Genomic DNA, 25,956 nt, shown 5'->3' on the forward strand with positions numbered 1-25,956 from the left:
CTTTGACCAATGAAGCCGACTACCGGTCATTTTTCTACGAGAAGTACTGCCAGAAGCCAATATTGATGCCACTAGGCGGCGGTACGGTTATGCCCGTCTACTTCAACCGACAGACCTTTGACCACGCCTTCTTCGAGTCCACCCGACGCAACGGTGTCAAGGACGAGTTCTCATCAATCCGGGCGGCGCAGATGGCCTCTATGGCTGGCATTCTCGAAGATCCAACGTCTACCCGGCTCGTGGGCTGGGATAAAAGCGCCGGGAGGCATGACGCGACTCGCCTAGTAGCGGTCGCCGCTGCCGACGAGTTTGTAATTGTCCTTCGTATTGGACTCACGCGTACCGGCTCTCTTCGAGGCCGCTTTGTCACATGTTTTGTCGCTGATAATAGCTATACAAAAATCATGAAAGCACCTGCTTGGAGTCAATCAGATTGTCTAGCTAAGTTGCGGGCGTGAGAAAGGCGCTGATTCGCATACGCGGGCTCAGCGCCTGAAGCCTCGATAGATTCAGCGCCGATAGGCGCTGAATTCTCCCTAAGACTAGATCACAAACCTGAACGACGCACCTTTGGCTCGCTCACAGCAGAAGGATTCCACGATCGAATTTCTGTCAAAATTCTCGACCTTGAGCGAAAGAGCCTGTCAGGACCTCGTCCAAGGTGATTCTCGTATCTCTGGAGCACTTCCCACCACAGCGTTTCTTCTCGAGGCTCGAATCGGGGACGGCCGCTAACTAGGCATGTCGACGAACCGCGAGAACATGCCGTGGAAGGCGACCGTGATGGTGTCCGTCGGGCCGTTACGGTGCTTGGCGACGATGAAGTCGGCCTCGCCCTGGCGGGGGTTGTCCTTCTCGTAGGCGGACTCGCGGTGCAGCAGGATGACCATGTCGGCGTCCTGCTCGAGCGAACCGGACTCACGCAGGTCGCTGATCGCGGGCTTCTTGTCGGCACGCTGCTCGGGACCACGGTTCAGCTGCGACAACGCGATCACCGGCACCTGCAGCTCTTTCGCCATCAGCTTCAAAGCACGCGAGAACTCCGACACCTCTTGCTGACGGCTCTCGACCCGCTTGCCCGACGTCATCAGCTGCAGGTAGTCGATCACCACGAGCTTCAGGTTGTGCTGCTGCTTCAGCCGACGGCACTTCGCCCGGATCTCGACCAACGTCATGTTGGGGGAGTCGTCGATGAACAACGGCGCATCGTTGATCCGCCCACGCACCTGCGCGATGTTCGTCCAGTCACGCGCGTCGACCGTTCCCTTGCGCATGTTCTGCAGCGGCACACTCGACTCCGCCGACATCAGACGCATCGCGATCTCGCTGCGCCCCATCTCGAGGGAGAAGAACACCGACGCCTGCCCGTGCTTGATCGACGCCGCCCGCGCCAGGTCGAGCGCCAACGTCGACTTACCGAGCGCCGGTCGCGCCGCCACGATGATCAGCTGACCCGGGTGGAACCCGTTCGTCAGCGCGTCGAGCTGCGCGAACCCCGTCGGCACACCCGTCATCTGACCGTCACGACCCTTGGCCGCCTCGATCTCGTCGATCGCGACCGTCACCGCCTCGTTCAGCGGCACGTAGTCTTCGGTCTGCACGCCACCGGCCACGTTGTAGACCTCGGCCTGCGCGTTGTTGACCAGGTCGACGACCTCGCCCTCGCTCGCGTAACCCATCTGCACGATGCGCGTGCCGGCCTCGACCAGACGGCGCAGCACCGCCTTCTCGGCGACGATCGACGCGTAGTACCCCGCGTTCGCCGCAGTGGGCACGACGCCGGTGAGGGTATGGAGGTACTCCGCGCCTCCTGCCCTCGACAGGTCGCCCGACTTCATCAGCTCGTCGCTGACCGTGATGACGTCGGTGGGCTCGCCGTGCGAGTACAGCCCCAGGATCGCGTCGTAGATGACCTCGTGTTTGGGCACGTAGAAGTCCATGCCGCGGACCGTCTCGATGACGTCGGCCACGGCGTCCTTGCTGAGCAGCATGCCCCCCAGCGCGCTCTGCTCGGCGAGCAGGTCGTGCGGCGGGACGCGGTCCATGTTGACGGGGCCACCACGGTCGCGATCGCGGTTGTTCGACGCATCGGGAGCGAGACCGAGATGGGCGATCGACATGGGTCCTCCAGCGAGAATCGGGTGGGTGCGGGGCAGCACCGAAGACGCTCAAGGCAGTTGTACGACAGACCCCCGACATCCCCCTGCCGAACCGCCGTGATCCACCCCTGACGGGCGCGGGTACACCTTATGGACACCGAGTTCTCCACAGCAAATGCACCTGTGGATAACTCTGGGGAGAACCGGTGAGCAACGCCGGACAACCCTGGGGAGAACTGTGGATCACGCTGTGGACAACGAGATACTTCAGTCGGTTTAGGGGCGTTTGACCAGGGGTTTAGTGATTCCACACCCGTGTGGAGAAAATTGTCTAAACCGGGGGTTGAGACATCCGATTTGACATCTGCTTGTGCACAAGGGATTTGACTTCGGGGCCTCAGGACCGGTAGCGACGCAGCCTGCGTTCAGGTTCTGGTAACCCCCGAAGGCGGGCCCCAGGAAGGGCCTGGTCAGGACGGTATCGGAGTTCGGCACCGCGCCTCCTGCTCGGTCGCGGACGACGAAGAACCCCGTTCCGTGCGATGAACCACGAAGCTTCGGGGTTCATCGCACGGAACGGGGTTCGTGGGGAGCAAGTGCCTCAGAAGGGGACGCCGCAGCGCAGGACGACGTTGGCGTACGGGGTCGCCTCGCCCGTCCGGACGAGGAGGCGCGCCCCACCCGAGAGCCGCTTGAGCTCGTCGTGCGAGACGTAGGCCACGTCGTCGAAGCGGGACGTGATCCAGTCGCCGGCCGGGCGGCCCTGGCTCTCGTCCGCGGCCGTGCAGGCCTCGAACACCACGTCGGTGGTCAGGGCGTCCAGCACGTCGGCGAAGGCGGGTAGGCCGTGGACGACGGCGAGGTCCACCACGGGGACTCCGGGAGGCAGGGGGAGTCCGCAGTCGGCGACGACGACAAGGTCGCCGTGGCCGAGGCCGCTCACCGCGTGGTTCAGCTGGGCGTTCAGTAGACCGCCGCGCTTCACGAGGCGACCTCAGCCGATGACGCGGCAGCGGCAGGCAGCTCGTCCTCGAGCGTCGGGTACGACGCCTGGGTGCCCACACCCGTCACCGAGAACGCCCCGACGCGCACGGCGTCCTGGGCGGCCTCGAGCAGCGACGCACCCGCGGCCAGCCCGGCGGCGAGGGCGCCGACGAAGGCGTCCCCGGCTCCGGACGAGTCGACGGCCGCCACCTTAGGCGAGGCCACCAGCACGGTGCCCGACGCATCGGAGACGATCGCGCCGGCGGCACCGCGGGTCATGACGACCGAGGTGACTCCCTGGGCGCGCAGGGAGGCGACGACCGACTCGTCGTCGACCCGCGCCTCCTCGTCCGTTGCCTGCGAATCGGAAGCAGAAGCGCCCCACGCGGCCAGCAGCAGCCGACCCTCGTGCTCGTTGACGACCAGCGGATCCGCGGCCTTCACCACGTCCGCCGGCACGTCGATCACCGGGGCGAGGTTGAACACCACGCGCCCTCCGGCGTGCTGCACCGCGGCGGCGATGCCGTCCACGGGGATCTCTCCCTGCAGGACGACGACCGCAGCCTCGGACAGAGCAGCAGCGTGCGACCCGACCGCCGCCGCACCGACGGCACCGTTCGCGCCGGGGACGACGACGATCGTGTTCTCGCTGTCGCCTCCGACGCTGACGATCGCCAGGCCGGTGGGCCCGGGGACGGTGTCGACGCCGCTGACGTCGACACCGCTCGAGCGGAGGTAGGGCAGGGCGTCGTCGGCACGTCCGTCGTCGCCGACCGCACCGATCATCACGGTTCGGGCGCCGCGACGGGCGGCGGCGACGGCCTGGTTCGCGCCCTTGCCGCCGGGGGAGAGGGTCATCGACGAGCCGATGAGCGTCTCGCCGGGCAGGGGGAGGCGGTCGACGGTCACGACCTGGTCGACGTTGATCGACCCGACCACGACGACCGTGCCGGCTGCGCCGACTCCGCCGGCGCCCTGCGATTCAGAACCACTCATTCGGTGAAGTCACCCACGTTCTCCTTCGTGACGGTGATGACCTCGACGGCCTGGTCCGAGGGGCCCTCGTCGCCGCTGCCACCGTTGACGGCCTTGACCGCCTGGTCGACCGCGAGGGCGCCGAGCTCGGCGGGCTGCTGCGCGATCGTGCTCGAGAGCGTACCGGCCTCGATGGCCTTGAGGCCGTCCTCGGTGCCGTCGAACGCGGCCACCTTGACGTCGGTGCCGGCGCGCGAGCCGAGCGCCTGGATCGCTCCGAGGCCCATCTCGTCGTTCTCGGCGAAGACGCCCACGGCGTTCGGGTGCGCCTGCAGCAGGTTGGTGGTCACGTCGAGCGCGGTGGCGCGGTCGAAGTTCGCGGTCTGCTGCGCGACGACGGTGATGTCCGGGTAGGCCGAGATGCCCTTGGTGAAGCCCTCACCGCGGTCGCGGCTGGCCGAGGTGCCCGCGACGCCCTGCAGCACGATGACCTCGCCCTTCTCGCCGATCGCCTCGGCGAGTGCCTTGGCGGCCTGCTCGCCACCGGCGACGTTGTCGCTCGCGACGAACGAGGCCACGTCGGCACCGTTGACCGCGCGGTCGACGGCGACGATCGGCACGTCGGCCTCGTTGAGCGCCTTCGCGGCGGGGCCGGCGGCGTCGCTGTCGACCGCGTTGAGGATCACGGCGTCGGCGGTCGAGGCCGCGGTCGCCAGCTGGTTGGCCTGGGTGGCCGAGTCGTTCTGGGCGTCGACGATCTCGAGGTCGACGTTCTGCTTCTTCGCCTCGGCGGTCGCGCCGTCACGCAGCTCGACGAAGAACGGGTTGTTCAGGGTGCTGAGCGACAGGACCACCGTGGGGCGGTCCGCTTCTCCGGCGGGAGTGCGGTTGCAGCCGGCGGTGCCGGTCGCGACCAGGGCGGCGATCGCCGTGACGGTGGCGGCCTTGCGGAACGAGGTCAACTTCATCGTGTGTCCTTCGGGTTGGGTGTGGTTGGAACAGGAAAACAAGGAGGCGCGGGTCACCTGGTGAGCGCCCGTCGCCTGGGCTGCGCCGCAGCCCCAGGGCCGGGCCCCGCAGCTGCCGCCGCTCCGCTGAGACGCGACGCCGCCCGTCCGGGCCGCACCGCGCCTCCTCGGCTCTGAGGCTGGCGGCGCGCTTGCCTAGCTGCTGCGTGTCTTGCGCCGCAGCACGTCGACGCCGACGGCGAGGGCGATGACGAGGCCGATGACGACCTGCTGCCAGAACGACGTGACGTTCAGCAGGTTCAGGCCGTTGCGGATGACGACGAGCACGAGGGCGCCGATGATGGTGCCCGAGATGCGGCCGACGCCGCCGGCCAGGCTCGCGCCGCCGATGACGACCGCAGCGATGGCGTCGAGCTCGTAGCCCGAGGCCGCCTGCGGCTGGGCCGAGTCGAGACGACCGGCGAGCAGCAGACCGGCGAGGGCCGCGAACAGCCCGGCCAGGCCGAAGACGGTGACGACGATGCGCTTGACCGGCAGGCCCGAGAGGCGCGCGGCCTCGGCGTTGCCACCGACGGCGTACATCGACCGGCCGATGACGGTGCGGTTGAGGATGAACGACGCGACGATCGCGGCCAGCACGAGCACGATGATCGGCACGGGCACCGGCCCGATGTTGCCACCGAGGAACGACACGGCCGGGGGAGTCGCGATCGGGCGACCGTCCGAGACGACGAGGGTCAGGCCCCGCGCCACGCTGAGCATGGCGAGCGTCGCGATGAACGACGGCAGCTTGCCGTACGCGCTGGCGAACCCGTTGACCAGGCCGGCCACGAGGCCCGTGCCGAGTCCGAGCGCGAGCGCCAGGCCGCCGGGCAGCCCTGCCGTGGCGAAGAACCAGCCCGAGACCATCGCGGACAGCGCGGCGACCGAGCCGACCGAGAGGTCGATGCCGCCCGCGACGATGACGAAGGTCATGCCGAACGCCAACACGGCGACGGTCGACACCTGGATGCCGATGTTCAGCAGGTTGCGGCCGGTCAGGAAGTCCGGCGTCGCGATGAAGAGGGCCAGGCACAGCACGACGAGCCCGACGAGGGCTCCGTTCGCGGCCAGGAAGGTCTTGATGTCGAAGGAGCGTCGCTGCGCCTTCACGGTGGTGGTGGTCATGGGTGTCGTCCTCGGGTCCGTGCTTCTCGGGTCAGTTCGTCGGGGGGACGTCGCGTGCCGCGAGCGTCATCAGCGTGTCCTGGGTGGCGTCGGCCGCGGCGACCTCGCCGGCGACGACTCCGTCGCGCATCACGAGGACGCGGTCGCTCATGCCCATCACCTCGGGCAGTTCGCTGCTGACCATCACGACCGCGCCTCCTGCGTCGGTGATCCGGTTCACCAGCTCGTAGATCTCGACCTTCGCGCCGACGTCGACGCCGCGGGTCGGCTCGTCGAGCAGCAGCACCGTCGAACCGGCGATGATCCAGCGGCCGAACACGGCCTTCTGCTGGTTGCCACCCGACAGCGAGCCGATCTCCTGGTCGATGTCGCGCATGCGGATCCGCAGGGTCGAGGCGACCTCGTCGGCCTTCGCGCGCTGGCCGGCGAAGTCGACCAGGCCGGCCTTCGCGCTGCTGGCGAGCGTCGCGTAGCCGAGGTTGTCGTTGACGGAGGCGCCCAGCACGAGCCCCTGCGCCTTGCGGTCCTCCGGCACGTGGCCGACGCCCGCGGCGATCGCCCCGGCGACGTCGCCCTTCTTGAGGCGCTTGCCGCGCACGGTCACGGAGCCCGAGTCGTACTTGTCGACGCCGGCGATCGCGCGGACGACCTCGGTGCGACCGGCGCCGACGAGCCCGGCGATGCCGAGCACCTCGCCCGCCCGCACGTCGAACGAGACGTCGCGGAAGGTCTTCGACGTCAGGCCCTCGACCTGAAGGACGACGGGGGAGTCGCTCTCGCTGCCGGGGGTGCGCGGGTACTGGTGCGCGATGTCGCGGCCGACCATCAGGCGGACGAGCTCGTCCTCGTCGGTCGACGCGGGCACCTCGGCGACGAACGCACCGTCGCGCAGGACGGCCACGGTGTCGCCGATCTCGGCGATCTCGTCGAGGTGGTGGCTGATGAACAGCATGCCGACGCCGCGGGCACGCAGCTGCTCGACGACGCGGAAGAGGATTTCGGTCTCGTGCCGGGTCAGCGCCGCGGTCGGCTCGTCGAGGATCAGGATGCGTGCGTCGATGCTCAGCGCCTTCGCGATCTCGACCAGCTGCTGGCGGGCGATGCCGAGCTCGCCGACCTTCTGGTCGACGTCGACGTCGAGCCCGATCAGGTCAAGGGCGGCGCGGGCGCGCTTTTTCAGCTCGCGACGGTCGACGAGTCCGAAGCGGGTCGGGAACCGCCCCATCATCACGTTCTCGGCGACGCTGAGCGAGGCGACGAGGTTCAGCTCTTGGTGGATCGTCGCGATGCCGAGCTTCTCGGCGGCGTGCGTGTTCGGCAGGTGGACGGCCTCGCCGTCGACCAGCACGCGGCCGGCGTCGGGCTGGTACACGCCCGACATCATCTTGATCAGGGTGGACTTGCCCGCGCCGTTCTCGCCGAGCAGCACCTGCACGCGGCCGGGCCGGACGTGCACGGTGACGTCGTCGATGACCCGCACGGGGCCGAACGACTTGCTGACGTTCTCGAGCGTGAGCAGGGGGCGATCGTCGTCGATCGAGTGGGGCATGGGTCAGTTCCTGCCGAGGGGTCGGTGGTGGGTGGGGTCCGTCAGGTCCGTCAGGGACGAGGAGGCGCGGGTCGCGGTGGACTCGCGCGTCGCCGAGGTGCCGCTCGCGGATCCGCGACCCGCGCCTCCTGCGGTCCCCCCGGAGGCGCGGGTCGTCGACTCGCGCACGATCAGTTCGCTGGGCAGCACGACGGAGTCGGGCGTGCGCCCGTCGATGACCTCGTGCAGCAGCTGGACGGCGATGCGGCCCATCTCCTCGACGCTGTGCGCGATGACGGTGAGGGCCGGGTCGAGGAGCGAGAACCACTCGATGTCGTCGAACGCGATGACCGAGACGTCGGTGCCCATGCGCATGCCGAGTCGGTTGAGCATGGCGATGGCTCCGACGGCCATGAGGCTGTCGGCTGCGAGCAGGGCGGTCGGCGGCTCGTCGAGCTCGAACAGGGCGTGCACGGCGGCCGACCCGCTGGCGGACTGGAAGTCGCCGACGTAGACCAGGTCGGGGTCGGTGCTGAGGCCCAGCTCGGCGGCAGCGGCGGTCCACGCCTCGAGTCGCTCGCGCCCAGTGGACACGCTCTGCGGGCCCGCGACGTAGCCGACGCGCTCGTGGCCGAGGTCGACGAGGTGCTGCACGGCGGCGCGGATGCCGGGGACGCTGTCGGTCGTCACGCTCGGAACGTCGACGCCGGGGATCGTGCGGTCGACGAACACCGTCGGCACCTCGCGGGCGAGCAGCGAGACGATGCTGGCCGAGTCGGTGCCCTGCGGGGCGACGATGACGCCGTCCACGCGACGCGAGATGAGGGTGTCGAGGTAGCGGTCCTGCTGCTCGCGGTTCTCGTTGGCGTTGCCGAGGAGGGTGACGTAGCCGAGCTCGAGCAGCGACTGCTCGATGGTGTGGGCGAGATCGGCGAAGAACGGGTTGCGGACGTCGGACACGAGCAGGCCGACGGTGTCGGAGCGGGTCGAGCGCAGCGCCCGGGCCTGGGCGTTCGGGCGGAAGTCGAGCTCGCGCACGGCCTGCTCGACCTGGGCCCTCGACTCGGCGGAGGTGGCCGGGTTGCCCGACAGGACGCGTGATGCCGTCGCGGCCGAGACGCCGGCGCGCTGCGCCACGTCCCTGATCGTCACGGTGTTCATCGGGCTCTACCTCGTCGTAGTGGTGCGGGTCGCAGGGCGTGTCCGCTGCATGGAATCGATTCCATGGAACCGATTCCACGACAGTAGACGAGCCGCCCCCTCCTGTCAACGCCAGCCCTCGAGGAGGCGCGGTGCCCGTCCCAGCCCTCGCGCGCCTCCTCGTCCCGATCGCATCACCCCTGCCCATGAACCCGATTTCGAACCGAACACCCGGTTGCAACCGGGTGCATCGTTCGAAACCGGGTGCATCGCGACACGGGGCCGACCCGGCGAGGAGGCGCGGTGCCCGTCCCAGCCGCCCCGCGCCTCCTCGTCCCCCCGCTTCCCCTGCCCGCGCCCCCTCACCCACGTCTCCTCGCCCCCCGCCCGAGTCGATGCACGACGAACCCCGTTCCGTGCGATGAACCACGACGCTTCGTGGTTCATCGCACGGAACGGGGTTCGAGAGCGTCCCGCCCCCGGCACGCAGAAGAGCGGCGGCCCCCCGAAGGGGACCGCCGCTCTCGCGTACAGCAGGCGCCGAGGCGCCGGGGTGCCGGAGCACCCGGGGTGCTACTTGGCCGAGACGACCGTCAGCGTGATCGTCGCGATGACGTCCTCGCGCAGGCGGAGGGTGGCTTCGTGCTCACCCGTCACCTTGATGGCCGAGGGGATCTCGACCTTGCGCTTGTCGATCGTCGCGACGCCCTGGGCGTTGACCGCGTCAGCGACGTCGCCCGGGCGAACCGAGCCGAACAGACGACCGTCGGCACCGGTCTTCACCGTGAGACGGATCTTCTGGGCCTCGAGGCGCTGCTTGAGGTCGTGGGCCTCTTCGATCGTCTTGAGCTCGCGGGTCTCGCGGGCCGTACGGATCTGAGCGACCTGCTTCTCGCCACCGCGGCTCCACGCCACGGCGAAGCCCTGGGGCACCAGGTAGTTGCGGGCGTAGCCGTTCTTGACGTCGACGACGTCACCGGCGGAACCGAGGCCGGAGACCTCGTGGGTCAGGATTACCTTCGACATGGTGGTCCTTCCGATCAGCGGCCGGAGCCGGCGTAGGGGAGGAGCGCCATCTCACGGGCGTTCTTCACGGCACGGGCGATGAGGCGCTGCTCCTGGACGGAGACGCCGGTGATGCGACGGGCGCGGATCTTTCCACGCTCCGAGATGAACTTGCGCAGGGTCGCGACGTCTTTGTAGTCGATGACACCGACGCGGATCGACTTCGCGGGAGCGGCGTTCTTGCCACCCTTGCCGCGGAGGGGCTTGCGGCGGTCGCCGCTGCTCTTTCCAGCCATTGGTTTCTACTTTCGATGAATGAAGAAGTACTAAAAGGGAACGGCGACGCTTAGAAGGGCGTCTCGTCGTTGTAGGTGCCGTTGCCACCGGGGGTGTTCCACACGTCGCCGCCAGAGGTGTTGCCACCCTGCTGGCCGCCGGCGGGCTGACCCCACGGCTCTTGCGCCTGACCGCCGCCGACCTGAGCCGGCTGGCCACCACGGTTGCCACCGCCGTTGCCGCCCCCGAAGGAGCCGCCACCGGCAGCGCCGTCGCGGGACGACGCGGCGCGCGTCACCTGAGCGGTCGCGTAACGCAGCGAGGGGCCGATCTCGTCGATCTCGAGCTCCATGCTGGTGCGCTTCTCGCCCTCTTTGGTCTCGTACGAGCGCTGCTTGAGTCGGCCCTGAGCGATGACCCGGCTGCCCTTGGTGAGGCTGCTGGCCACGTGCTCGCCGAACTCGCGCCACACGCTGGCACGGAGGAAGAGCGCCTCGCCGTCCTTCCACTCGTTCGACGCGCGGTCGAACGTGCGGGGGGTCGACGCGATGGTGAAGTTCGCGACCGCGAGCCCGTTCTGCGTGTAGCGCAGCTCGGGGTCACTGGTGAGGTTTCCCACCACTGTGATGACGGTCTCGCCAGCCATCGGACTACTCGGCAGCCTTCTCGGCGGCGGGAGCAGCCGGGGCAGCGGCAGGAGCAGCAGCGGCGTTGGCGGCCTTGCGGGCGGCCTTCTCGTCGCTGACCTTCTTGGCGGCGGCGACCATGGCGATCGCCTCTTCGGCACGCAGGACCTTGGTGCGCAGCACGGCCTCGGAGAGACCCAGCTGGCGGTCGAGCTCGACCGTGGCGGCCGAGTCCGAGGTCAGGTTGACGACGGCGTAGATGCCCTCGGTCTTCTTGTTGATCTCGTAGGCCAGGCGACGACGTCCCCAGATGTCCACGTTGTCGATCGTTCCGCCATCGTTGCGGATGACGTTGAGGAACTTGTCCAAGCTCGGGGCGACGGTGCGCTCATCGATCTCGGGGTCCAGGATGACCATCAGTTCGTACTGGTGCATGACTAACCCACCTCCTTCGGACTTGACGGCCACAGACGGTCTGTGACAGGAGGGTATTCATGTCGCGGCGTCGGCCGTGAAGCAGACGCAACCTTCCCAGCGTAGCCGAGCGCGCCTCCTGAATCAATGCCGCCGCAGCGGCCGCCGGCCGCCGAAAGCAGAGGAGGCGCGGGTCGACACCCGCAGGACGGGTTACGCCCCAGCACCCTCGCGTGCGTTCCACCAGGCGAGCAGGCGCTCGGTGGCGACTTCAGCCCCCAGCGGCCCTTCTTCGGTGCGCAGCTCGAGGAGGAAGCGGTAGGCCTCGCCGACCTCGCGGCTCGGGCCGATGCCGAGGACGCGTTGGATCTCGTCGCCGTCGAGGTCGGGCCGCAGCGAGTCGATCTCTTCGCGTTCGCGCAGCTCGGCGATCCGCGCCTCGAGGTCGTCGTAGGCGAAGCCGAGGCGGTCGGCCTTGCGACGGTTGCGCGTGGTCACGTCGGCGCGGGTCAGCATGTGCAACCGCTCGAGCTGGTCACCGGCGTCGCGGACGTACCGGCGCACGGCCGAGTCGGTCCAGCCGCCCTCGGTGTAGCCGAAGAAGCGGAGGTGCAGCTCGATCAGGCGCGAGACGGCGGCGATCGTGTCGTTGTCGAAGCGCAGCGCCTTCAACCGCTTCTTGGCGAGCTTGGCGCCGACGACGTCGTGGTGGTGGAAGGTGACGACCCCGCCCGGCTCGAGGCGGCGCGTGGCGGGCTTGCCGCAGTCGTGCAGCAGGGCCGCGAGGCGCAGGGTGAGGTCGGGTGCCTCGCCCGGGTGCCGCTCGCGCTCGTAGCCGATGGCCTGGTCGAGCACGGTGAGGCTGTGCTCGTACACGTCCTTGTGGTGGTGGTGCTCGTCGATCTCGAGGCGCATGGCGGCGAGTTCGGGCATCACGTGGTCGGCCAGCCCGGTGTCGACCAGGAGCCGGACACCGTCTCGGGGGGTTTCGGTCTTCAGGAGCTTCGACAGCTCGTCGGCGACCCGCTCGACCGAGACGATCGACAGGGTCCCGGCCCGGGCGGTCATCGCCTCGCGCACCTCGTCGGACACCGTGAAGCCGAGCTGGGCGGTGAACCGGGCGGCCCGCATCATGCGCAGGGGGTCGTCACGGAACGAGTCGACCGCGGTGCCCGGGGTGGCGAGCCGCTCCTGCAGCAGGTCGTCGACGCCGCCGGACGGGTCGACGAGCACGCGCTGGGGCAGGCGCAGCGCCATCGAGTTGACCGTGAAGTCGCGACGGACCAGGTCGCCCTCGAGGGTGTCGCCGAACTCGACGACGGGCTTGCGGGTCTCGCCGTCGTAGACGTCGCTGCGGTACGTGGTGATCTCGACGGTCTCGCCGTCGACGCGGGCGGCGATCGTGCCGAACGCGCGGCCGACGTCCCAGTGCGCCTCGGCCAGGGGGACGACGATCGCCAGGATCTGGTCGGGGTCGGCGTCGGTCGTGAAGTCGAGGTCGTTGACCGGGCGGCCGATGAAGGCGTCACGCACCGGACCGCCGACGAGGGCGAGCTCGTGACCGGCCGCGGCGAACGCGGCGGCGAGCTTCTCGATGCGGGGGGTGGCGGCCAGATCGTCCAGTCGCTGCAGGGCCCGTGCGACGCTGTCCATGACGAAACAGCTTGCCACAGCCGAGGAGGCGCGGGCTGAGTCCCCGACGGCGCCTCACGACCCCGTCGTCCCACCTCGCAGGCGCTTCGCCGCTCCTTCTTGGTCGGCGTTGCCTAGACTCGGCATGCTCGAACGGCCCCTGTCGCCGTCGACACCTGACGCCTATGAGACTCTTCTTCGCCGTGATCGCCGCCCTGTTGGCGGTGTTCGTCGTGTCGGCGGGGCTGCCGGCGACCACGGCCCGGGCGGCGTCCGCCCCCACCGGCGACGGCGTCACGATGACCGTCGAGCCGGCCTCCGACGGCGTGCTGCGACCCGACGACGACCTCACCCTCGGGGTCACCGTGACGAACGACGGCGACGCCGACCTCGCGGCGTCCACGGCCCGGGTCTACCTCGACCGCGAACCGTTCACCACGCGGTCCAAGCTCGCCTCGTGGCTCGACCCCGACGACGTCTCGGGCGACGACTACCTCGGGCGACAGCTCGTCCAGGTCGACGTGCCCGCGGTCTCCGCCGGGTCGTCCGTCGCCCTCGACACCGTCGTCGTGTCCGCCGACCGCCTCGGCCTGACCGGCCGCGCCTTCGGGGCGCGCGCGCTCGGGGCCCGCGTGCTCGACGCGTCGGGCAGCCAGGTGGCGCAGACCCGCAGCAGCGTGGTCTGGTACCCCGCCGACAGCTTCCAGCCGACCCGCGTCGCGGTCGCCGTGCCGATCACGACGCCCGAGAGCGAGACGGGCGTCCTCGACGCCTCCGCCCTCGCCGCCTACACCTCGGACGGCGGGGTGCTGCGACGCGAGCTCGACGCCGTGGCCGGCACGGGCGCGACCCTGGGCGTCGACCCGATGATCGTCGCGTCGATCCGCCTGCTCGGCAGCGAGGCCCCGCAATCGGCCGTCGACTGGCTCACCGAGCTGCAGGCCCTGCCCAACGACATGTTCCCGTTGGCGTACGCCGACGCCGACGTCGCCGGGCTGCGACAGGCCGGCGCGACGACCGTCCCGACCGTGACCTCGCTCGACACCCTGGTCGACCCCGACCGCTTCGAGGACATGCCCGCGCCGACCGACACACCCACCGGTGCGCCGGGTCAGGGCACGGACGACGGCTCGGGCACCGGCGTCGCCGGATCCGACCCCTCCGCCCTGCCGAGCGACGGGGCCACCGACCAGCCGACCGGCGAGCCGTCGCCCGACGAGACGCCCGGCGACAGCGTGGTCCTGCCCACCACCGCCCAACTGCTCGACTTCCCGTGGACGCAGCGCGACGTCGTCTGGCCGCGCGAGTCGTCCGTCGTGTCCGCCGACCTGACCGCGTTCGCGGGCGGCTCGTACACGTCCACCATCGTCTCGAGCAGCAACGTCGACGTCGACGGCGACTCGACCGAGAACGCCGCGGTCACGATCGGTGACGTCCCGGCCGTCGTCTCGGACGACCCGTTGTCCGACCTGGTCACCCAGGCGGCCGAGGCGACGAGCCTGGCCGAGTGGCAGGCCACGATGGCCCGGCTCTCCGCCACCGTCGCGACCATCGCCTACGAGCGGCCCAGCGACGCCCGCACCCTGCTGACCACGCTCGAGCGCGAGTGGCCGTCGACCGGGCAGTTCCTCACCCGCACGCTGCAGGCCGTCGACGGCCTGCCCTGGGTCAGCGGCGCCACCCTGACCGACGCCCTGGCGAGCACCCCGTCGACGGCGACCGTCGTCGACAGCCCCGAGAGCGACGCCCGCCTCGACCAGCTGCGCGACCTGGTGTCCGCCGACGAGAGGGTCGTCGACTTCTCGACCGCCCTCGCCGAACCGCAGCTCGTCACCGAGTCGGCCCGACTGCGCACGATGGCCCTGGCCTCGCACGCCTGGCGCGACAACGTCGACGGCTTCCCCGCCGAGGTGGCCTCGGCCGTGGCCGACGCGACCGCGACGTCGGGTCTCGTGGCCGTCGTCCAGGGCTCACCGATCTCCATCCTCGGCGACCGCTCGGCCCTCCCTCTCTACCTCGAGAACAAGACCGACTCGGTCGCGACGGTGATGCTGAACCTGACGCCGTCGAACTCCATCCTCTCGATCGAGCGCAGCCCCATCGAGGTGACGATCCAGCCGCAGTCCCAGACCCGGGTCAGCGTGCCGGTGCAGTCCGTCGCCAACGGGACGGTCTCGGTGCAGCTCCAGCTGGTCAGCCTCTCGGGCGTGGCGATCGCCACCCCGGTCGACGTCCCGCTCTCGGTGCAGGCCGGGTGGGAGACCGCCATCACCTGGATCTTCGGCGTCGCCTTCGCCGCGCTGTTCGTCGGCGGCCTCTACCGCACCTTCCGCAAGCGCCGCAGGGCGCGCGACGAGGCCCGATCGTCCGGCGACGGCCCGTCGGCCGGTGCGGCCCCGTCACCCGATGCGGCCGCCTCGCCGCCCGTCCAGGAGTCCATGTGAGCAACCAGGGCGGTCTCGGTCGCGCCAGCATCCTCCTCGCGTCCGGGACGATGGTCTCGCGCGTCCTCGGCTTCGTGAAGGCGGCCGTCCTGGCTGCCGCGATCGGGCAGTCGGCCAGCCGGGCGGCCGACTCGTTCGCCCTCGCGAACCAGCTGCCGAACAACATCTACGCGCTGATCGCGGGTGGCCTGCTCAGCGCCGTGCTCGTGCCCCAGATCGTGCGGGCGGCGACCTCCGACGACGGGGGGCAGCGGTTCATCAACAAGATCGTGACCCTCGGCACCATCGTCTTCGCAGCCGTGGGCCTGGCCGGCACGTTGCTCGCCCCCGTGCTCGTGCGGCTCTACGCGCAGCAGAGCTCGGACGGCGGGGCGGGATTCACCTCGGACCAACTCGCCCTCGCGACCGCCTTCGCCTACTGGTGTCTGCCGCAGATCTTCTTCTACGCCATGTACTCGCTGCTGAGCGAGGTGCTCAACGCCCGACAGGTGTTCGGGCCCTTCACCTGGGCACCGGTGCTCAACAACGTCGTGTCCATCGCCGGTCTCGTGGTCTTCATGGTGATGTTCGGCGGCGCCGTCGAGAACTCGGCGGTCGACGTCTGGACCGGCGACCGCATCTTCGTCATCGCGGCCACGGCCACCCTGGGCGTCCTCGCGCAAGCGGCGTTCCTGTTGCTGTTCTGGCGCCGTGCGGGTCTGACCTTCCGCCCCGACTTCCGCTGGCGCGGCGTCGGCCTCGGCGCCACGGGCAAGGCCGCCGGGTGGCTGTTCGGCATGGTGCTCGTCACCCAGCTGGCCGGGCTGGTGCAGAGCCGCGTCGCCACCCTGGGCAGCGAGGTGGGTGCCTCCAACGCGGTGCTCGCCAACGCCTGGCTGCTCTTCATGCTGCCGCACGGCATCATCGCCGTGTCGATCGGCACCGCCTATTTCACGCGCATGAGCGGCCACGCCTCGCGCGGCGACCTGCGGGCCGTCCGCACCGACATGTCGCAGTCCCTCCGGGCCATCGGCATGTTCATGGTGTTCGCCGCCGTCGCCATGTGCGTCGTGGCCTACCCGTTCGCCCGGTTCTTCGAGGTCGACTTCGCCGGGTCGACCCGCACGGCCGAGGTGATCCTCGGCTACATGCCCGGACTCGTCCTGTTCAGCGTGCTGTTCATCGTGCAGCGGGTGTTCTACTCGATGCACGACCAGCGCACGCCGTTCTTCCTGCAGCTCGTCCAGTCGGGCATCTTCGTCGCGGGGGTGGCGATCTCGGCCGCCGTCGTGTCGCCCGAGCACATCGCGATGGCCATCGCCATCACGACCTCGATCGCGGGCTCCAGCCAGGCCGTGGTCGCGCTCGTCGTCGTCAAGAGGCGGCTGGGCGGCATCGACGGCCGCTGGGTGCTGCGCCGCTACGTCCAGTTCTTCGTCTTCTCGCTCGTCGCCGGGGCGGTGGGCGTCGTCGTCGTGACCGTCCTGGGTGGTTTCTCCGCCGACGGCTTCGCGCAATCCGGGCGTGTGCCGGGCGTCCTGACGGTCGTCGTGGCCGGGGCCGTCATGGGCCTGGTCTACGGCGCACTGCTCTGGTTCGCGCGGATCCCCGAGCTGCGGGTGCTGACCACGCCGGTGACCGCACGTCTCGCACCGACCGTCTCGCGCCTCCTGCGTCGCTGACCGCCGCTGGCAGACACTGCGGGGGCTACCGGGCACTGCCGGACACTACGGAGCGATGCCGGGCGCTGCAGGGCACGGCCGGGCGCCGCACTGCCAGGCCCGCGGGAATGCCCCGTCGGTAGGATGCGTTCCACCAGACGATCGAGGGATCCGACCGCCCGAGCCACCGCTCGCAGTCGTCTTCCCGCTCGTGAAGTTCTCCCCCCAGGAAGGTGCCCATGCGCCAGGTCATCATCATCGGTTCCGGCCCCGCCGGCTACACGGCCGGCATCTACGCCGCCCGGGCCGGTCTGCGCCCCCTCATCGTCGCGAGCTCGGTCGAGGCCGGCGGCGAGCTCATGAAGACCACCGAGGTCGAGAACTTCCCCGGCTTCCCCGAGGGCATCCAGGGCCCCGAGCTCATGTTCAAGATGCAAGAGCAGGCGGAGAAGTTCGGCGCCGAGGTGCTGCTCGACGACGTCACCGCCGTCGACCTGACCGGCGACGTCAAGAAGGTCACGCTGGGCAACGGCACCGTCGAAGAGAGCCTCACGGTGATCTTCGCGACGGGCAGCGCCTACCGCAAGCTCGGCCTCGCCGACGAAGAGCGCCTGAGCGGCCGCGGCGTCAGCTGGTGCGCCACCTGCGACGGCTTCTTCTTCAAGGAGAAGGCGATCGCCGTCGTCGGCGGCGGCGACTCGGCCATGGAAGAAGCGACGTTCCTGACCCGCTTCGCCTCGAAGGTCTACGTGATCCACCGCTCGAGCAGCCTGCGCGCGTCGAAGATCATGCAAGACCGGGCCCACGCCAACGAGAAGATCGAGTTCCTGTTCGACAAGCAGGTCACGGCCATCCTCGGCGGCGAGAAGGCCACCGGCGTCACCCTGACCGACACGGTCGACGGCAGCACGACCGACCTCGACCTCGACGGCCTGTTCATCGCCATCGGCAACGACCCCCGCGTGCACCTCGTGCACGGTCAGGTCGACCTGACCTCGGACGGCACCATCGCCGTGCAGGGGCGCAGCTCGAAGACCAACCTGACCGGCGTCTTCGCCGCGGGCGACGTCATCGACGCGACCTACCGGCAGGCGGCCACCGCCGCGGCCTCGGGCACCGTCGCGGCGCTCGACGTCGAGCACTACCTGGCCTCGCTCGACCAGACCTTCCTGGCCGAGCAGACCGTCGGGTCGGCCGAGGGCGTCGAGACGTCCGAGTCCGTGGTCGCCTGACCCGCGCCTCCTGAAGCCAACCCAGATCACCCTGACGAAAGGAACACCATGAGCAGCGCCAAAGCAGTGACCGACGCGTCCTTCGAGGCCGACGTCCTCAACTCCGACAAGACGATCCTCGTCGACTTCTGGGCCGAGTGGTGCGGCCCGTGCCGCGCCGTCTCGCCGATCCTCGACCAGATCGCCGCCGAGCACGGCGACAAGATCGAGATCGTCAAGCTCAACGTCGACGACAACCCGCAGACCGCCATGAAGTACCAGATCACCTCGATCCCGGCCATGAAGGTCTACCGCGGCGGCGAGGTCGTCAAGACCGTCATCGGCGCCAAGCCCAAGCCGGCCCTCGAGGCCGACCTGGCGGAGTTCATCGCCTAGTCGACGCCGACACCACGACGAGAGCCCGCCCAGCACACGCTGGGCGGGCTCTCGTCGTCCCCCGCCCGCACGGGCATAGTCTTGACCGAATCACCCTCTGACAGAACAGGGACATCGATGAGCGACAAGGGCACCAACCTCGACCCGTGGTACGACTCGTACGCCGACCGTACGGCCGGCCTCAGCGCCTCCGAGGTCCGAGCCCTGTTCGCCGTCGCCTCGCGCCCCGAGGTCGTCTCGCTGGCCGGCGGCATGCCGTACGTCTCCGCCCTGCCCCGCGAGCTCGTCACCGGCGCCATCGACCGCGTCATGGCCGACGGGGGAGCGATGGCCATGCAGTACGGCAGCGGCCAGGGCACCCCGGCGATCCGCGAGCACATCATGCAGATCATGGCGATGGAGGGCATCCGCGGCAGTGCCGACGACGTCGTCGTCACCACGGGCTCTCAGCAGGCCCTCGACCTCGTCACCCGCCTCTTCGTAAACCCTGGCGACGTCGTGCTCGCCGAGTCGCCGAGCTACGTGGGTGCGTTGGGTGTCTTCAAGGCGTACCAGGCCGACGTCGTGCACGTCCCGATGGACGAGCACGGACTCGTGCCCGAGGCGCTGCGCGAGGCCATCGCGACGGTCACGGCCCGTGGGGGGCGGATCAAGTTCCTGTACACGATCCCGAACTTCCACAACCCGGCCGGTGTCACGCTCACCTGGGCCCGCCGCGTCGAGATCCTCGAGATCTGCCGCTCGGCCGGCATCCTCGTCCTCGAGGACAACCCTTACGGCTTGCTCTACTTCGACCAGCCGGCCCCCCAGGCGATGCGCTCCATCGACGACGAAGGCGTGATCTACCTCGGGTCGTTCTCGAAGACGCTCGCGCCCGGCTTCCGGGTGGGCTGGGCGCTCGCCCCGCACGCCATCCGCGAGAAGCTCATCCTCGCCAACGAGTCCGCCACGCTCTCGCCCAACTCGTTCGGACAGTTCGTCATCACCGAATACCTCGACCAGGCCGACTGGCGGGGGCAGATCGAGACCTTCCGTGACCTGTACCGCGAGCGGCGCGACGCGATGATCTCGGCGCTGGGGGAGTACCTGCCGTCGCTCACGTGGAACGTGCCCGACGGGGGCTTCTTCGTCTGGGTCGGGCTGCCTGCAGAGCTCGACTCGAAAGCCATGCTGCCCCGAGCGGTCAAGGAGCTCGTGGCCTACACGCCCGGCACGGCGTTCTTCGCCGACGGCGACGGTCGGCAGAACATCCGCCTGTCGTTCTGCTACCCGACGCCCGAATCGATCCGCACCGGCGTGGCCCGTCTGGCGAACGTCGTCAACGGCGAACTCGACCTGCTGCGCACGTTCTCGCCCGCGAGCCTGTCGAACCCGGCCGCTCGCCCGCAGAGCGTCGTCGTTCCGCCGCCGAACACCAACTGACCAGCATTTTCCGCGTCTCGTGAGTCTTCCGCCCCCGAGACCGGCCTCCGTCGTGACACAAGGAAGAGACCCCCATGGCATCGAGTGAGCTGCGCACCGTCACCATCCTCGCCGGAGGCATTTCGCACGAACGCGACGTCTCCCTTCGATCGGGGAGGCGCGTGGTCGACAGCCTCGTCACCCACGGCATCCAGGTCGAGCTCCGCGATCCCGACGCCTCCTTGCTCGGACATCTGACCGAATCGCGTCCCGACGTCGTGTGGCCGGCCCTGCACGGGGCCAGTGGTGAGGACGGCGCGCTGCGCGGTCTGCTCGAAGCACTCGACGTCCCCTTCGTCGGCAGCACGGCGGCAGCGGCCCGGCTGGCTTGGGACAAGCCGACCGCGAAAGAGCTCGCCCGACGCGCCGGGGTCTCCACCCCGCGGGGCATCACCCTGTCTCACGACGCCTTCCGCGAGCTCGGTGCCGTCGGTGTGCTGGCGGCCATCGCTGAGGAGCACCCCGTGCCCGTCGTCGTGAAGCCGGCACGGGGAGGCTCCGCCCAGGGGGTAACGGTCGTCGACGACATCGGTGCCCTACCGCGGGCCATGGTCGACGCGTACACGTACTGCGACGACGTCATCGTCGAGCAAAAGATCACGGGCACCGAGATCGCGATCGGGGTCATCGACACCGGTGACGGCCCGCTCGCCCTCCCCGCGGTCGAGATCGTGCCCCGTCAGGGTTTCTACGGGTTCGAGGCTCGCTACAACGCGGGGGAGACGACCTTCTTCACGCCGGCACGACTCGACTCCTCAGCCTCCGACGCTGTTGCCCGGGCCGCCGTGGCCGTGCACGAAGCCCTCGGGCTCCGTCACCTCTCGCGGGTCGACCTCATCGTCGATGCCGCCGGGACGCCGTGGTTCCTCGAAGTGAACGTGCTGCCCGGGTTGACCGAGACGTCACTCGTCCCGATGGCTCTGGAGTCGGCCGGTTACGAACTGGGCATGTTCTACGCCGCCCTCGCCGAGAAGGCCGTCGCCGACCACCGTCGCTGACAGACGTCCGCGCTTGTCGACGTTTCACGTGAAACGTGGGCCCTTCGGGAGTAGGGACCACGACCAGACCGCGCGTCCAGTGCTGCGCCCGTGGTGGCCCAGTGCGTCCATCGAAGCAGTGTGAGGTCGTTCCGTCTCAGCGTGCGAGGCGATGACTGCGCGAGACCGAAGTGCGCGACATCCTCTTCGAGCGTGTCGTGCTACCGACGAGACGCTCGGGCTCGAACAGCTGATGGTCTCGGGGATCGTGAACCTGTGCGAACGGTCCTCGCGACGCGACAAACCCATGACCGCTTCATTTCTGCCGGTCGACGACGACCGTCCGGGCTCGAGCCCACCACGTATTGGGGTCGGGCCGCGTCAGAGCTAGACGAGTCGAGCCGACGCTGTCTCCGCCCGTGACCCGGTGTCCATCCGCGTAAGAGGCAGGGGACTGGACTTTCCCGCACGATGGATGCAGCTGACGGGGCACCGCCCGCCAGCTCTCTGTCATGCCGTGAGCGTCGCCGTGAGCACCAAAGGCTCACCGCACCCGCGAGTGGATCACTCCGATGATCGACTCGCGCACGGGAGCGACCGTCCGGGATGCGGGAAGTTTCACGTGAAACCCTGCGGGCCCGCCGGTTCGGCTGCCCGCAGGACATCCCAACAACAACTGCCCCCACTCAGACGAGCAAGGGCAGCCGATGTTTCACCTGAAACCGTATGACGCGGGTCGAACGATCGGGGAGTCAGCCTTCCTGTTCGTGCCCCAACTGTCCGAGGATGCGGTTGAGATCCTGCATCGAGGCGAAGTCGATCGTGATCGACCCCTTGCGAGCACCCAACGACACCTTCACCCGGGTCTCGAACCGGTCACCGAGACTCTCGGCCACCTCGTCCAGGTGCGCCTGGTGCTTACCCGGGGTCGCCGTGCGCGTCGACTTCGGCTTGGCGCTTCCACCCGCGGCGATGGCCTCGGCGGCACGGACGCTGAGGTCTTCGTTGACGATGCGATCCGCCAGTCGAGCCATGAGCACCGGGTCACCCGTGCTCAGGATCGCTCGGGCGTGGCCGGCCGTCAGGACGCCCGAGGCGACCCGTCGCTGGACGGCCGCCGGCAGCCTCAGCAGCCTCAAGGTGTTGGTGATCTGCGGACGACTGCGGCCGATGCGGGTGGCCAACTCGTCCTGGGTGATGCCGAAATCGGCGAGAAGTTGCTGATAGGCGGACGCTTCTTCGAGCGGGTTGAGCTCGGCGCGGTGGAGGTTCTCGAGCAGGGCGTCGCGCAACATCGCGTCGTCCGCGGTGTCCTTGACGATGGCAGGGATCGTCGCGAGACCCAGCTCTTTGGTCGCCCGGAGGCGTCGCTCGCCCATGACGAGCTCGTACTGTGCTGCCCCCTTGCCGCTCTTCTTGATCGGACGGACGACGATGGGCTGCAGCACACCGACTTCACGGATGGAGGTCACCAGCTCGGCGAGCTCCTCGGCGCGGAATTCGGCCCGCGGCTGCTGAGCGTTCGGGGTGATGTCCAACGGATTGAGGTTTGCCAGGCGCGCACCCGGCACGGCGATGAGCTCGTCGGCTGTCTGCTGTGCCGTCGGGAAGAAGACGTCGACCGGGCGGTCCTGGCTCTCGTCGGAGACGGGGATGAGGGCGCCGATGCCGCGCCCGAGTCCGGTTCGCTTGGTTGCCATTACTGGGGTGCTCCTCGACGTGCTAGTTCGGCGGCCGCCTCGAGGTACGAGATCGACCCGGGGGAGTTGGTGTCGTAGCTGATGACCGTCTGCCCGTAACCGGGGGCCTCGCTGATCCTGACCGACCGGGGAATCAGCGTGTTCAGGGCCTCATCAGGGAAATGCTCGCGAACGTCGGCGACGACCTGCTGAGCCAGGTTCGTCCGTCCGTCGTACATCGTGAGCAGGATGCTCGACACCTTGAGCTTGGGATTCAGGTGCTTCTCGATGAGCTGGATGTTGCGAAGCAGCTGGCTCAATCCTTCGAGCGCGTAGTACTCGCACTGGATGGGGATGAGCACCTCACTGGCGGCGACGAAGGCGTTGATCGTGAGCAATCCGAGAGACGGCGGGCAGTCGATGAAGACGTAGTCGTATCGTTCACCGGCCTTCTCGGTGGCGCTGAGGTACTCGGACAGCGCTCTGCTCAGTCGCTGCTCGCGAGCGACGAGCGAGACGAGTTCGATCTCGGCTCCGGCGAGGTGGATCGTGGCCGGGATGCAGAAGAGCGTGTCGAACTCCGGGCTCTTCTGGACGACGTCCGCGACCTCGCCGTCGTTCACCACGACGTCGTAGACGCTCGGCGTCTCGGCCCGGTGTTCCACGCCGAGGGCCGTCGAGGCGTTGCCCTGGGGATCGAGATCGATGACCAACACCTTTGCTCCGCTGCGAGCCAGCGCAGCCGAGAGGTTGACGGTGGTCGTGGTCTTGCCGACGCCACCCTTCTGATTGGAGACGGTGATCACTCGCGTCGAGGCGGGGGATGGCAGGGGCTCGCGCGACAGGGCCTGCTTGCGTCGATTCAAGTCGGCGAGCTCCCGAGCCAGGGGAGTGCTTCTGTCGTCGTCAGCCGAGGAACTCACTGAAGGGGTCTCCGTATCGCCATGTTTCACGTGAAACGACCTGCCCGGAGGTCTGACCACATCGCTCGGAAACGACTCGGTGATCATCGGGGATCGAAGGCCGAGTCTATCGTCAGGCCCCGACAAAGACAGGGAACCGGCGTCCGCGTGCCAGACGAGACCTCGCTCCTGACGATCGTCCCGGAGCAGCGGCGGGAGGATAATACCTGATCAAACGATGCTATTGGCGATAGTGCCTGTCTTGTCAGTCCAGTGTGGCGACGAAGACCCGGGTCGTCTCGTCGACGAGTCCGACGCCCAGCTCCCGAGCCTCGACGTCGATCAGGTGGTGGCGGGCGATGACCTTGCGTGCGGCGGCGATCTCGTCGTCGACCCGCGCACCCTTCATCAAGAGCAGTTGCCCGCCGGTCTTCACCAGCGGAGCGGTCAGCGGGATCAACTTGGACAGTGCCGACACGGCACGGGCGGTCGCCTGGTCGAGCCAGCCATCCAGTTGTACGTCTTCCGCGCGGGCACGCACGACCTCGACGTTGTCGAGACCCATGCGCTCGGCTTCGGCCGTCAGCCAGTCGACGCGTCGCTCCATCGGTTCGATCAGCACGAGCGTGGCGTCCGGACGAGCAGCCGCGAGCACGAGTCCCGGCAGGCCGGCACCCGACCCGATGTCACCGACTCGACCGGAGACCAGCAGGGGCGCCAGCAGCCCACAGTTGATGACGTGGCGGGTCCAGAGGCGCGGCAGCTCGAGCGGTCCGATCAGACCCAGTTCTTCGCCGTGCTGCGCTAGGTCGGCGACGTAGCGGCGCACGACGTCGAGCCGGTCGCCGAAGATCGTCGCCGCCACGGCGGGCTCGACCTCGAGGGTCGACGTGTCGGTCATGTCCGTGGGCTCAGGGACGAGTGATGACGGTGTGACGGTCGCGGCCTTCGCCCTCGGACTCCGAGGTGAAGCCCCGCGCGGCCACGATGTCGTGGACGAGTTTGCGCTCGTAGGACGACATGGGCGGCAGGGCGGCCGAGGTGGCGCCGTCCTCGAGCTTCGCGACGGCGACGTCCACCAGACGGCCGAGCTCGGTCTCACGCGTGGCGCGCGAGCCTCCGATGTCGAGGATGAGACGCGAGAACTCGCCGGTCTTGGTCTGCACCGCGATGCGGGTCAGCTCTTGCAGGGCGTTGACCGTGTCGGGCTTCGACAGGACGCGCAGCTTCTGCTCGCCACTCGAATCGACCGAGATGTACGAGCGACCGCCGCGGACCTCGATGTCGATGTCGCCGTCGAAGTCGCAGATGTCGAGCAGTTCTTCGATGTAGTCGGCTGCGATGTCGCCCTCGTCGAGGACGTCGGCCGTGTCGTCCGAGGCGACCCGCGCCTCCTGGTCGTCACTCGAGGCGACGGCACCGTCGGTCTCGGCGGCGGGCTCGACGATGTCGGTCGTGGAGTCGTCAGAGGTCATTTCTTGGGGCCGTTCTGCTTCTTGGAGCGGTTCTTGCCGACGGGCTGGGTGCGCTGGGTCGTCTTCGGCACGGAGGGTGCCGACTCGATCTCGGTCACGGTGATGCTGGGCAGGCCCTTGCGCTGCTGCTTGCGCGCGAGGCGCTCTTCACGCGCCAGTGCCGCCTCGCTGCCGGGGGTGGGCATGTTGCGGATGACGAGGAACTGCTGGGCCATGGTCCAGACGTTGGAGGTGAGCCAGTAGAACATGACGCCCAAGGGGAAGGACAGACCCGAGAAGACGAACACGAGGGGGAGGAAGTACAGGAGCATGCGCTGCTGCTTGAACATGGGGCTCGCCTTGGTCTCGGGCGACATGTTCTTCGAGACGATCTGCAGCTGGGTGATGAACTGCGACGCCGTCATGATGACCACCATGGCGCCGGCCATCAGGCGGACCTCCCAGGTGGTGGCCCCGAGGAAGGTCTCTTTCAGAGGAGCGCCGAAGAGCGCCGACTCACCGAACGAGGTCGACAGCGCCGAGTTCAGCAGGCCGATGCCCACCTTCTCTTGCTGGGCGTTGTGCAGCACGGTGTAGAGGCTGAAGAAGATCGGCATCTGGATCAGCAGAGGCAGGCACGAGCTGAGCGGGTTGGTACCGGTGTCCTTGTAGAGCGCCATGGTCTCGCGGGACATCGCCTCGCGGCTGAACTGGTCGCGCTTGCCCTTGTACTTGTCCTGGATCTTCTTGAGCCGGGGCGCGATCTCCATCATGCGTCGCTGGCTCTTGATCTGCCGGACGAAGATCGGGATGAGGCAGGCCCGCACCACGAGGACCAGGCCGACGATCGAGAGCACCCACGTGCTGCCGGCCGCGGTGTCCATGCCGAACGCCGTGAGGACGTTGTGGAAGCCGACGAGGATCGCCTCGACGACCCATCTCAGGGGCCAGAGGATGGTGCCGATGAAGTCCATGGTG

24 protein-coding genes are annotated in these 25,956 nt (G+C 68.8%); 7 read left to right on the forward strand and 17 right to left on the reverse strand.

Translation table 11 applies throughout. From position 1 onward, the window contains the following. The first annotated feature begins 2 nt into the window (after positions 1-2). Positions 3-458, forward strand: coding sequence for a hypothetical protein (locus tag AC1MBW_RS06745; RefSeq protein WP_480025917.1), 456 nt, complete (start codon positions 3-5; stop codon positions 456-458). A gap of 273 nt (positions 459-731) precedes the next feature. On the opposite strand, the gene dnaB is transcribed toward AC1MBW_RS06745, so the two are convergent. The 12 genes from dnaB to AC1MBW_RS06805 form a co-directional block, all read right to left on the reverse strand. Next, complete coding sequence (gene dnaB, locus AC1MBW_RS06750; RefSeq protein ID WP_480025918.1) at positions 732-2,120, reverse strand: replicative DNA helicase; 1,389 nt, start codon at positions 2,118-2,120, stop codon at positions 732-734. A gap of 580 nt (positions 2,121-2,700) precedes the next feature. Next, on the reverse strand, positions 2,701-3,084 hold the full coding sequence (gene rbsD / locus AC1MBW_RS06755) for a D-ribose pyranase (protein ID WP_480025919.1): 384 nt from the start codon (positions 3,082-3,084) through the stop codon (positions 2,701-2,703). Beyond that, a complete protein-coding gene (locus AC1MBW_RS06760; protein ID WP_480025920.1) occupies positions 3,081-4,079 on the reverse strand; it encodes a ribokinase in 999 nt (332 codons plus the stop codon). The genes rbsD and AC1MBW_RS06760 overlap by 4 nt, the downstream gene beginning before the upstream one ends. Beyond that, the gene (locus AC1MBW_RS06765) at positions 4,076-5,026 is read right to left on the reverse strand and encodes a substrate-binding domain-containing protein (protein ID WP_480025921.1); all 951 of its coding nucleotides are present in this window, start codon (positions 5,024-5,026) and stop codon (positions 4,076-4,078) included. Before AC1MBW_RS06765 ends, AC1MBW_RS06760 begins: the two co-directional genes overlap by 4 nt. Positions 5,027-5,221: 195 nt before the next feature. Then, the gene (locus AC1MBW_RS06770) at positions 5,222-6,193 is read right to left on the reverse strand and encodes an ABC transporter permease (protein WP_043595333.1); all 972 of its coding nucleotides are present in this window, start codon (positions 6,191-6,193) and stop codon (positions 5,222-5,224) included. Between the two features lie 31 nt (positions 6,194-6,224). Next, positions 6,225-7,742, reverse strand: coding sequence for a sugar ABC transporter ATP-binding protein (locus tag AC1MBW_RS06775; RefSeq protein ID WP_480025922.1), 1,518 nt, complete (start codon positions 7,740-7,742; stop codon positions 6,225-6,227). 3 nt (positions 7,743-7,745) lie between these two features. After that, positions 7,746-8,882 carry a LacI family DNA-binding transcriptional regulator gene (locus AC1MBW_RS06780; protein ID WP_480025923.1) on the reverse strand — a complete coding sequence of 379 codons (1,137 nt, stop codon included), beginning with the start codon at positions 8,880-8,882 and terminating at the stop codon, positions 7,746-7,748. 552 nt (positions 8,883-9,434) lie between these two features. Then, positions 9,435-9,887 carry a 50S ribosomal protein L9 gene (rplI, locus tag AC1MBW_RS06785; RefSeq protein ID WP_054145730.1) on the reverse strand — a complete coding sequence of 151 codons (453 nt, stop codon included), beginning with the start codon at positions 9,885-9,887 and terminating at the stop codon, positions 9,435-9,437. Positions 9,888-9,901: 14 nt separating this feature from the next. After that, positions 9,902-10,162 carry a 30S ribosomal protein S18 gene (rpsR, locus tag AC1MBW_RS06790; RefSeq protein ID WP_043595327.1) on the reverse strand — a complete coding sequence of 87 codons (261 nt, stop codon included), beginning with the start codon at positions 10,160-10,162 and terminating at the stop codon, positions 9,902-9,904. 50 nt (positions 10,163-10,212) lie between these two features. Beyond that, positions 10,213-10,788, reverse strand: coding sequence for a single-stranded DNA-binding protein (locus tag AC1MBW_RS06795; RefSeq protein ID WP_043595325.1), 576 nt, complete (start codon positions 10,786-10,788; stop codon positions 10,213-10,215). 4 nt (positions 10,789-10,792) lie between these two features. Continuing rightward, positions 10,793-11,203 carry a 30S ribosomal protein S6 gene (rpsF, locus tag AC1MBW_RS06800; protein WP_480025924.1) on the reverse strand — a complete coding sequence of 137 codons (411 nt, stop codon included), beginning with the start codon at positions 11,201-11,203 and terminating at the stop codon, positions 10,793-10,795. Between the two features lie 192 nt (positions 11,204-11,395). Beyond that, on the reverse strand, positions 11,396-12,835 hold the full coding sequence (locus tag AC1MBW_RS06805; RefSeq protein ID WP_480025925.1) for a CCA tRNA nucleotidyltransferase: 1,440 nt from the start codon (positions 12,833-12,835) through the stop codon (positions 11,396-11,398). A 164-nt stretch (positions 12,836-12,999) separates the two neighbouring features. Here AC1MBW_RS06805 and AC1MBW_RS06810 point away from each other — a divergent pair, with 164 nt between their 5' ends. From AC1MBW_RS06810 to AC1MBW_RS06835, 6 genes are all read left to right on the forward strand, one after another. Next, on the forward strand, positions 13,000-15,258 hold the full coding sequence (locus tag AC1MBW_RS06810; protein WP_480025926.1) for a DUF6049 family protein: 2,259 nt from the start codon (positions 13,000-13,002) through the stop codon (positions 15,256-15,258). Next, positions 15,255-16,919, forward strand: a complete 1,665-nt coding sequence (murJ, locus tag AC1MBW_RS06815) for a murein biosynthesis integral membrane protein MurJ (RefSeq protein ID WP_152970182.1) — start codon at positions 15,255-15,257, stop codon at positions 16,917-16,919. Before AC1MBW_RS06810 ends, murJ begins: the two co-directional genes overlap by 4 nt. 218 nt (positions 16,920-17,137) lie before the next feature. Continuing rightward, the gene (gene trxB / locus AC1MBW_RS06820; protein WP_055975793.1) at positions 17,138-18,130 is read left to right on the forward strand and encodes a thioredoxin-disulfide reductase; all 993 of its coding nucleotides are present in this window, start codon (positions 17,138-17,140) and stop codon (positions 18,128-18,130) included. Positions 18,131-18,178: 48 nt separating this feature from the next. After that, entirely contained in the window at positions 18,179-18,505 is a 327-nt protein-coding gene (gene trxA / locus AC1MBW_RS06825; RefSeq protein WP_043595317.1) for a thioredoxin, read from the forward strand. Between the two features lie 117 nt (positions 18,506-18,622). After that, positions 18,623-19,927 (forward strand): aminotransferase-like domain-containing protein, encoded by a 1,305-nt coding sequence (locus AC1MBW_RS06830; RefSeq protein ID WP_480025927.1) that lies wholly within the window; start codon positions 18,623-18,625, stop codon positions 19,925-19,927. Positions 19,928-20,001: 74 nt separating this feature from the next. Further along, positions 20,002-20,964 carry a D-alanine--D-alanine ligase family protein gene (locus tag AC1MBW_RS06835; RefSeq protein WP_480025928.1) on the forward strand — a complete coding sequence of 321 codons (963 nt, stop codon included), beginning with the start codon at positions 20,002-20,004 and terminating at the stop codon, positions 20,962-20,964. A 731-nt stretch (positions 20,965-21,695) separates the two neighbouring features. Here the strand turns inward: AC1MBW_RS06835 and AC1MBW_RS06840 are convergent. From AC1MBW_RS06840 to yidC, 5 genes are all read right to left on the reverse strand, one after another. After that, a complete protein-coding gene (locus tag AC1MBW_RS06840; RefSeq protein ID WP_054145723.1) occupies positions 21,696-22,643 on the reverse strand; it encodes a ParB/RepB/Spo0J family partition protein in 948 nt (315 codons plus the stop codon). After that, positions 22,643-23,575 (reverse strand): ParA family protein, encoded by a 933-nt coding sequence (locus tag AC1MBW_RS06845; RefSeq protein ID WP_480026085.1) that lies wholly within the window; start codon positions 23,573-23,575, stop codon positions 22,643-22,645. Before AC1MBW_RS06845 ends, AC1MBW_RS06840 begins: the two co-directional genes overlap by 1 nt. A 214-nt stretch (positions 23,576-23,789) precedes the next feature. Next, the gene (gene rsmG / locus AC1MBW_RS06850) at positions 23,790-24,425 is read right to left on the reverse strand and encodes a 16S rRNA (guanine(527)-N(7))-methyltransferase RsmG (protein ID WP_480025929.1); all 636 of its coding nucleotides are present in this window, start codon (positions 24,423-24,425) and stop codon (positions 23,790-23,792) included. 10 nt (positions 24,426-24,435) lie between these two features. Beyond that, a complete protein-coding gene (locus tag AC1MBW_RS06855) occupies positions 24,436-24,999 on the reverse strand; it encodes a Jag family protein (RefSeq protein ID WP_054145720.1) in 564 nt (187 codons plus the stop codon). Further along, complete coding sequence (yidC, locus tag AC1MBW_RS06860; RefSeq protein WP_480025930.1) at positions 24,996-25,952, reverse strand: membrane protein insertase YidC; 957 nt, start codon at positions 25,950-25,952, stop codon at positions 24,996-24,998. Before yidC ends, AC1MBW_RS06855 begins: the two co-directional genes overlap by 4 nt. Between the last annotated feature and the right edge of the window lie 4 nt (positions 25,953-25,956).

This window comes from Frigoribacterium sp. AP1, assembly GCF_056680555.1.